The sequence below is a fragment of the Bathymodiolus heckerae thiotrophic gill symbiont genome, from assembly GCF_900128515.1.
GTDB lineage: Bacteria > Pseudomonadota > Gammaproteobacteria > PS1 > Pseudothioglobaceae > Thioglobus_A.
Genome location: NZ_FQTP01000044.1, coordinates 8,224 through 14,319, shown reverse-complemented (window position 1 = coordinate 14,319; position 6,096 = coordinate 8,224). Strand labels below are relative to the sequence as shown.

General features: G+C 38.8%; 4 protein-coding genes (1 of these 4 only partly in view). 1 reads left to right on the top strand and 3 read right to left on the bottom strand.

What is annotated here, in order from left to right; translation table 11 throughout:
• A partial coding sequence (leuS, locus tag BTHERMOSOX_RS06690) for a leucine--tRNA ligase (protein ID WP_138120332.1) occupies nt 1-2,119 on the top strand: 2,119 nt, incomplete at its 5' end.
• A 9-nt stretch (nt 2,120-2,128) separates the two neighbouring features.
• Here leuS and chrA read toward each other — a convergent pair.
• From chrA to BTHERMOSOX_RS06675, 3 genes are all read right to left on the bottom strand, one after another.
• On the bottom strand, nt 2,129-3,439 hold the full coding sequence (gene chrA, locus BTHERMOSOX_RS06685; RefSeq protein ID WP_138120331.1) for a chromate efflux transporter: 1,311 nt from the start codon (nt 3,437-3,439) through the stop codon (nt 2,129-2,131).
• Between the two features lie 73 nt (nt 3,440-3,512).
• Entirely contained in the window at nt 3,513-4,400 is an 888-nt protein-coding gene (locus BTHERMOSOX_RS06680) for a phosphoribulokinase (RefSeq protein WP_138120330.1), read from the bottom strand.
• A 27-nt stretch (nt 4,401-4,427) separates the two neighbouring features.
• Nucleotides 4,428-6,096: part of a DNA gyrase subunit B coding region (locus tag BTHERMOSOX_RS06675; RefSeq protein WP_138120333.1), annotated on the bottom strand (this coding region is incomplete at its 5' end). Its footprint extends 9 nt past the window's final position; the window shows 1,669 of its 1,678 annotated nt.

The window sequence follows — 6,096 nt, the reverse complement described above, 5'->3', positions numbered from 1 at the left end:
TCAACTAGGCTTTGGTTATGATTGGTCTAGAGAGATCGCTACTTGCAACCCGAAATATTACAAATGGGAGCAATGGCTATTTGTTAAATTATTTAAAAAAGGCTTAGTTTACAAAAAAAATGCAGTGGTTAATTGGGACCCGGTAGATCAAACTGTATTGGCTAATGAGCAAGTAATTGATGGTCGTGGATGGCGCTCTGACGCCCTAATTGAGAAAAAAGAAATTTCTCAATGGTTTATGCGAATTACTGATTATGCAGACGAACTACTTGAATCTTTAGATTCTTTGGATGGTTGGCCAGATGCGGTCAAAACCATGCAAAAAAACTGGATTGGAAAATCAGTTGGTCTTGAGATAAGCTTTAAAAGAATAGATGATGAACCTTTAAAGGTTTACACAACACGCCCAGACACACTCATGGGTGTTACTTATTTGGCCATTGCTAGTGAACATCCATTAGCTTTAGAAGCTGGCGCTAATAGCCTTGCAATTCAAGCTTTTATTGATAACTGTAAAACTATGGAGACCTCTGAAGCCGCCATGGAAACCATGGAAAAAAAGGGTATTAATTCTGAATTAACTTGCATCCACCCTATTAGTGGTCAAAAGGTGCAAATTTGGATTGCTAACTTTGTACTTATGGGTTACGGCACAGGTGCGGTAATGAGCGTTCCAGCACACGATCAGCGAGACTATGAATTCGCACAGAAATATACCATCCCTATGCTTGAGGTTATTAAGCCCGCAAAAGGCGAGCATAATATCACTCAAAGTGCTTTTACCAGCAAAGGCATACTATGTAACTCTGGCGAATTTGACGGTCTTAATTTTGATCAAGCATTTGAAGCCATTGCACAAAAACTTAGTGCCTCCAGCCTAGGTGAAAAACAAACCAATTACCGCTTGCGTGACTGGGGCATCTCCCGCCAGCGTTATTGGGGCTGCCCAATTCCAATTATCAATTGTGATTCTTGCGGATCAGTGGGTGTGCCTGAAGAAGATTTACCCGTCACTCTACCAGAGGATGTCAGTTTTGATGGTATCGGCTCGCCAATTAAAAAAATGCCAGAATTTTACGAAACCACCTGTCCGTCGTGTGGTGCAAATGCACGGCGTGAAACCGACACCTTTGATACTTTCTTTGAATCTTCGTGGTATTTTGCAAGGTATGCTTGCGCTGATAATACGCAAGCCATGCTCGATGATCGTGCAGATTATTGGCTAGAAGTGGACCAATACATTGGCGGCATTGAACACGCTATCTTGCACCTACTATATGCAAGATTCTTTAGCAAATTACTACGTGATGAAGGCTTAATTAAACATGACGAGCCATTTAAAAACTTATTAACTCAAGGCATGGTTCTGAAAGACGGTGCGAAAATGAGCAAATCCAAGGGCAATACAGTTGACCCTGCACAAATGATTGAAAAATATGGTGCCGATACGGTGCGTCTATTTATTTTGTTTGCCGCACCACCAACTCAAGACCTTGAGTGGAGTGACTCTGGCTTAGAAGGCTCTTATCGATTTGTCAATAAAGTATATCGCTTGGTAGAAAACTATCTAACAGATACAAAAACTCACAATACCTCGGAGCTGTCTACTGGTGACTTAACCAAAGAGCAAAATCAAATTCGTCAAAAGACGCACCAAACATTATCAAAAATTACGGATGATATTGAACGCAGACATTCTTTCAATACTGCCATTGCCGCTTTGATGGAGCTAACCAATACACTGGGTAAATTCAAACAAACTGACGAGCAATCAATGGCTGTACGCCTTGAGACAATCGACATCATTCTACGCACATTAAGTCCAATTACACCGCATTTATGTCATTACCTATGGCAACAAATAGGGCGTCAAGAAGCAATTATTAACATAGCCTGGCCCAAGGTTGACAAAAAAGCATTAGAGCAAGATGAGGTGCAAATTATTGTTCAAGTGAATGGTAAATTACGAGCCAAAATAATGCTGACTGCTAATACTGAAAAATCAGTTGTCGAAGCTCAAGCGTTAGCGGATGAAAATGTTGCCAAGTTTACTGATGGAAAAATCATTGTTAAAGTGATTGTTGTACCTAACAAGCTTGTTAATATCGTTGTTAAGTAAACAGTCACACTAAAACATTGTAAGACCTAATCCAATCGCTGCACAAACAGCGATAACCGTCATTATTCCAACTTTAAATCGGAACAGCGCAATAAAAGCTAGTAGTCCAATTAGCGCTGCCACTATATCAAACTCATTGCCGCCACTAGGCCACAAAGTATTTTGTGCAAAGAATACTGCTAGATTGATAATCACACCAACAACTGCTGCAGTCACAGCAGAAAGAGGTGCGCTGAACTTAAGGTCTCCACGCGTTGCCTCCACACCTGGACCACCAATAAAAATAAACAAAAAAGAGGGAAGAAAGGTAAAGAATGTTGCCACTGCTGCACCGGAAAATCCTGCCAAAAACTGAGCCTCTGGACCAAAAATCTCTTTTGTCCAAGCACCCACAAAACCAACAAAAGCCACAATCATAATTAATGGACCTGGCGTTGTCTCACCAAGAGCCAACCCATCCATCATTTGCGTGCTGGTTAACCATTGATATTGATCAACACCGCCCTGATAAATATACGGCAGAACTGCATATGCACCTCCAAAGGTAACCATAGCTGCTTTGGTAAAAAATTCGGCCATGTTATTTAAAACTGGATCGGTTAATAAGACAAACATTGCCACACCCAAGCCGAGACCAATAGCTGAAAAAGACAATAAACGTGACCATTTAAACTTTGCATGTTCTGGTGTTGGCGTATCATCATCTATCAAAGCGGGGCCATAACCTGATTTAGAGTCACCATTATGATCATTCACGGTAAAGGTTTCTGGTGACATCATCGCTCCCAAAAAACCAATTACTGCAGCAATTAAAACAATATAAGGAAAAGCGATTTCAAACTGATAAATAGCAATGAATGCTAATACTGACAAACCTTTTAATACCGTATTTGATAAGGCTTTTGAGCCAATGCGATAAGCAGCAAAAAGAATAATTGCTGTTACTGCCGGCTTAATTCCGTACAAAATTCCGGCAACAGCATCAACTTCACCATAACTTAAGTAAACCCAAGTCAATCCACTCAGAATAAATAATGATGGCAATACAAACAATACACCGGCAACAATACCGCCACGTACACCAAACATCAACCAGCCAATATACGTCGCTAATTGCTGTGCCTCAGGGCCGGGTAACACCATGGTGTAGTTAAGTGCGTGTAAAAAACGATGTTCGGAAATCCAACGTCGTCTTTCTACCAACTCTTGATGCATCATAGCAATTTGACCTGCTGGACCACCAAAACTAATAAACCCTAGCTTCAACCAATAGATAAAAAATTGATAAAAACTAGGATGTTCAGGTGTATTGTTGTTCATTATTCATTCCATAAAATAAAAAAACCTTGGTAATCAATCCAATCACCAAGGCTGTTTAATAGAAAGTATGGCGTTATTTATTGGCGACCAATCCATTGATAATAGGATACAAAATAATTTCCATTGCTAGGCTCATTTTGTTACCTGGCACCACTATTGTGTTTCTTCTAGAGATAAACGATCCTTCAATCATATTTTTAACAGCAGTAAAATCAACAGGTGTTTTCTCTAAATCTTTAAATCGAATAACGACAAGCGACTCATCTGGTGTTGGAATATCTCGACAAATAAAAGGATTAGAAGTGTCAACTGTTGCAATGCGCTGAAAGTTAATGTCTGTTTCTGAGAACTGAGGGGTAATGTAATTAATGTAATCAGGCATTCTACGTAGGATTGTATCAACTGTGTCTTCTGCTGAATAGCCACGCTCTGCATTATCACGACTAATTTTTTGAATCCACTCAAGGTTGATACTTGGAACAACACCAACTTTTAAATCGCCATATTTCGCCATATTTACACCGTCAGCAACAACCGCACCATGCAAACCTTCATAGAACAACAAGTCTGTACCAGCACCTACCTCTTCCCAAGGTGTAAACTCACCTGGGTTTAAATTAGAGTCTAATCTTGCATTATGCTCAACCGCTTCTTCATCTGAGTGAATATAGTAACGGCGATTACATGTGCCAGTTGTGCCATAGTCTTTGAAAGTGTCTTCAATTTTATTAAATTCATTTGCATCTGGACCAAAGTGAGAAAAATGATTGTTTCCTTTTTCTTCTTCTGTTTGCACCATTTTCTTCATTGCGGCACGGTCATATTTATGAAAACTATCACCCTCAACAATTAATGCTGTGATTTCTTCTTTTTCAAAAATACTTTCAAATGCACGCTTTACAAAAGTGGTTCCAGCACCAGATGATCCAGTTACTACGACGACAGGATGTTGTTTTGACATGTGTTTCTCCTTATGTGTTTGTTTATATTAAAAATCTAAGTTATCAACTGATAATGCATTATCTTCGATAAATTTTCGTCGAGGTTCAACCTCATCACCCATTAGGGTTGAGAACACTTCATCGGCAGCAATTGCATCTTCAATTTTAACTTTAAGTAGGGTTCTTTGTTCAGGATCCATAGTGGTCTCCCAAAGCTGCTCAGGGTTCATTTCACCCAAGCCCTTGTAACGCTGAAAACTTTGACCTTTTTTGGCGTCATCAATTATGAATTTAACAACTTCGCTAAAGTTATTAATTTTTACTTGTTTGCTTTTCTTTTCTATAAAGGATTGGTCGTCAATCGCACTTTCAATTTTATTTGAAAATTCTTTAATGGTTTGATAATCAACTGAATCAAAGAACGCTTGACTCAATATAGTTTGATCTGTATCAACACCGTATACGCACAAGGTGTGCTGCACCTCGTTATTGTTATAAACAACTGTGTGTTTTTGTGCCGGTGTTAAATCTTGATTAAGCTTTTTAGTCACCAACTCACACCAAGATTGCATAATTTTGGTGTTAGACAAATCTTCAACAGCCGGACTACTTGCAATCGCTTTTAATAAGGCTGGATTGTAGTGCTTTGATAATTTTGAAATAACCGTATTAATTTTATAATATTCTTTAACCGCCGACTCAAGCGCAACACCTGAAATAGGAGGTACATCAGCACTAAAAAATAGGTTGGCATCTGTTACTGCTTCTTGCAACAAGTAATCATTTAGTTCTTGATCATCTTTTAAATAACGCTCTTGCTTGCCTTTTTTAATCTTGTAAAGAGGTGGCTGAGCGATATATAAATAACCGTTTTCAATTAGCTCTGGCAAATAACGATAAAAGAAAGTTAGCAATAATGTACGAATATGAGCACCATCAACATCCGCATCCGTCATAATCACAATTTTATGATATCTTAATTTACTTAAATCGTATTCTTCTTTACCAATACCACAACCTAATGCGGTAATTAAAGTGCCTACTTCAGCAGAGCCGAGCATTTTTTCAAATCGTGCTTTTTCAACATTTAGAATCTTACCTTTTAGCGGCAAGATTGCTTGAGTACGTCGATCACGACCTTGCTTGGCAGAACCACCTGCTGAATCACCCTCCACGAGGAATATTTCACTTTCAGCTGGATCTTTAGTTTGACAATCACTTAATTTACCCGGTAATCCGGCGATATCTAATACACCTTTACGACGAGTCATCTCTCTTGCTTTTCTAGCTGCATTACGAGCTCTGGATGCATCTAAAATCTTACCGACAATAATTTTAGCTTCGGTTGGATTTTCTAATAAATATTCACCTAATTTTTCATTTAAGGCTGATTCAACGGGTGCACGCACTTCACTTGAAACAAGCTTATCTTTAGTTTGTGAAGAAAATTTTGGATCAGGTACCTTAACTGAAATAATTGCTGTTAAGCCTTCACGAGTATCATCACCAGTAATAGATGCCTTTTCTTTTTTAGCCATACCAGAATTATCGATATAGTTATTTAAGGTTCGAGTTAGTGCGCCTCTAAAACCAGCTAAGTGAGAACCACCATCACGCTGAGGAATATTATTGGTAAAACAATAAATACTCTCTTGATAAGCATCAGACCATTGCAAAGCAACTTCAATAACAATATCATCACGTTCAACCATAATG

Excerpts from the sequence above, each read along its gene's own strand:
- chrA (WP_138120331.1), bottom strand. The coding sequence starts at position 3,439 with ATGAACAACAATACACCTGAACATCCTAGTTTTTATCAATTTTTTATC.
- BTHERMOSOX_RS06680 (WP_138120330.1), bottom strand. The coding sequence starts at position 4,400 with ATGTCAAAACAACATCCTGTCGTCGTAGTAACTGGATCATCTGGTGCT.